The organism is Prevotella corporis DSM 18810 = JCM 8529, from assembly GCF_000430525.1.
Classification (GTDB): Bacteria; Bacteroidota; Bacteroidia; order Bacteroidales; family Bacteroidaceae; genus Prevotella; species Prevotella corporis.
This window is the reverse complement of record NZ_AUME01000079.1, coordinates 1-3,116: the sequence shown is the minus strand read 5'-3', so window position 1 is coordinate 3,116 and position 3,116 is coordinate 1. Positions and strand designations below refer to the sequence as shown.

General features: G+C 37.6%; 1 protein-coding gene, 1 rRNA gene and 1 pseudogene. 1 reads left to right on the top strand and 2 read right to left on the bottom strand.

Annotation, left to right across the window (positions count from 1 at the left end):
• Nucleotides 1–91 (top strand): 5S ribosomal RNA (gene rrf, locus H515_RS13810); the annotation flags it as partial.
• A 180-nt stretch (nucleotides 92–271) separates the two neighbouring features.
• Here the strand turns inward: rrf and H515_RS0110290 are convergent.
• A pseudogene (locus tag H515_RS0110290) lies at nucleotides 272–550 on the bottom strand (cysteine peptidase family C39 domain-containing protein); the annotation flags it as partial.
• A gap of 32 nt (nucleotides 551–582) precedes the next feature.
• On the bottom strand, nucleotides 583–3,116 hold a 2,534-nt coding region (locus H515_RS0110285; RefSeq protein WP_244870081.1), incomplete at its 5' end, for an outer membrane beta-barrel protein.

Below are 3,116 nucleotides of genomic sequence, written 5' to 3'. Positions count from 1 at the left end.
TCCCACCTCTTCCCATTCCGAACAGAGAAGTTAAGCCCGGTTGCGCCGATGGTACTGCAATGCAATGCGGGAGAGTAGGTAGCTGCCTTCTTTGAGTGAGAGCCTCACGGAGAAATCCGTGGGGCTCTTTTTTTGCTTGACCGTCATGAGCATTATCTAATGGTTGGAAGTTCCGAGTCAGCGGTACTGTCCTATAAAAGTGTGTAAGCTTCTTTTTTCTTATCTCAGTATTTGTACACTATAAAAAAGGAAAAAATGAAACTTACACACTTTTATAGGACAGTACCTTCTGGTTCCAATGAATGATGCAAGGTAAGGATACTTCTGACGTAAGCGTGTCAAAACTCAATCGACCACCGATTGTTTTAAAGCCAATCTCCTCTGCCGCCTTACTAATCCCGAGGAGAGAAACACCTCCCTTACCGAGATCGCAAGTCTTTCGTATAGCTTCAATATTGGGGTGTGTTCCATAGTGCTTGGCAATCATTACCAAACAAGAGGGACCACAATCCATTGCATCACATTGTTTTGCAAAACTATAAAAAATCATACAATAGAGTTAAAAGCAAAGTTAATGTTGCACTACAGCCTATTCAGTATATTATCCAAACTCTTTACTTTATTCTTGCGAGAAGTCTTGTTGACATTGTATTTAAGGTAAATAGAAAAATATCGCGAGTCTGCGTTGTTTCTTTGTAAGTTGTTAATGTTTAAATACTTGACTTCCCAATCGGAGTTTTCGGTACGAAAAAGGTCGTTGCAAGCAATATTCAGTTGCATTCTCTTATCAAAGAAACTGAAAGTAATGCCAGTGCTGGTGCTGAATGCCGGATACTGTTTAAAGACGGTATCTTCTGTCTTTCCGGTATAATTCATTCTCACGTAATAGTTTATATTATCCCGTAAGCGATAGTTATAATTAACCGACACATAGACAGAGGTAAAAAAACGATGTTTTTCAACCTGTAAATTGTCTAATTGATTTTTTTGCGCTAACAGTGCACTGTGGAAACCTATCTGATGCTTTCCAAATCGTTTCGTCAGGTTTGCTCCGATGCTTATTTGATGGTTTTTCGCTATATTGACAGGAATTACTTTAATCACTTGTCGGTTGGCAGCGTCAGCCATCGGCACTTCTTGTATTTGGTTCCTTATGAATGAGTATTCCGCATAAAGGTTCAAAATATTGTCGTATAATGCACTTAATGAGAAGTTGTTAAAATAAACCGGTTCCAAATTCGAATTTCCTATTCTATAACTATACTTGTCGTAATAGGTTATGATGGGATTTAATTGTTGATAAGAAGGAAGGTTCATCTTTCTGTCGTACGTCAGGGAGAGGTTCCATTTGGAAGACAAATTTACCTCCAAAGACATAAACGGGAACAGACTGCTAATTCGTTTTGTTTGTTCGGCATATTCTTTCGTATCTTTATATTTCAGCCAAACCGTTTCGTATCTGATACCTGCTTGAAGCCCAAATTTATTTAATTGCTTTTTCAGGTTGATGTAATATGCAATCTGTTGTTCTTTATGTTCTCCCTCGTTATTTATCGCTTTCGCCATTTCCGCGTTATTATAGGAAAAGGTATTGTTCGTCAAGTTCATATAGTCTAAGCCCAGATTTCCGTCAAATGAACGCCAAAGTGTGCCCACATAGTTTAGCTGAGCCAGATAAACGTTATAACGTCCTTTATAAATTATGCAAAACTCATTTGTTTTTTGTTTGTTGGAGTTCTTGATTGTTTGGTTGTCATCGGAAGATTGATGTATGTAGTCAAGATTTAATTCTAAATGACTATCTTTCAATACCGGCAGATTATAGAAGAGGTTCAACCGATTATTCTTTTCATTGTAATTTGATGCAATCTCTGTGAATATCTGTTCGTGCAAGCCGGGTTCAATATATTCTGTAGTACTTTTGTTAATCGGCTTGTTTCCCGCATAATAGAAATCATCATATAGCTGCAAGTAGTGGTTGTTGCTGAACTCATATTTAAGTCCAAACGAAGCATCAAAGCCTTTTCGTTTGTTTTGTATTGACTGCCGACTAATGTATTGGACATTATTCTCTACATTTTGTGTTTCCACAGTGTAGTAATTCAAATCGTTACGGAAACTCGTGATAACTCCGCCATTAAGTGTTATTTTATTTGATGCGAGATAAAAGTTGGCGTTTTCTGTATTGGAAATTTTCCTACCTACTTTCGTCCTTTGGCTTATTTCCACAGAATTACCACTGCGCTCCTTTGTGGTAATTCGCAAGACAGATTTATACTTGCTGTTATATCGCACGCCTGCATTTTTCTCAAGAGCAACTGTTTTAATAGAGTTAACATTTAGGTTTTCTATTTCTGAAAATGAAGATACTACACGATTATCTATCAAAATGAGCAGATTGTCTTTGCCAATTAGTTTTATGCCGGAATTATCAGCTATAACTCCCGGCATATATGCTAAAACATCAATAGCGGAAATCATATCGGCAAGCGGAGTCCCCTCGACTTTCATCGCTAATGAATTATTCGTTCTCTTCCAAATTTTATGAGAAGCCGTAACTGTAACTTCGTCCAAGAAAGTTTCATTGCGTAGAAGCTCTACTCGCAAATGGATATTCTGGTTGGAAGTAATTGTAAAGGGGACTCTCTGTTTTTCATAGCCTACACATGAAACTTCCAAGAAGTAGTTGCCAACATCTATCTTGTCAATCACGAAGGTTCCCAATTGGTCTGTTACTGTTCCGGAAACGAATGCAGAATCTTCCACATTTTTAACCATCACATTACAATACTCTATCGCATTGTTGTCATGCTGTACTACTCCCGAAACCTGCTGTCCATAAGAACTCTGTATAGACAACAAAACAAGAACTAATAAGCTTACAAGCTTCATCTCCCTGCTTAATATAGAGAAGATGTTTTTGAAAACACGAGAACTTCTCATTCGAAACATAAAATTACAAATAAATATCATTGTAGATATTTGGAGCATGAGGACAACTAGGGTCTGGATAGTCCCATTTCCTGCACCATCAGAAAGCATAAATCGCATAAAATCCTTCTCAAAAGCCATATAAGGGTCTTTGTCAGGATTGTCATGTGTAGCTTCATACTCAG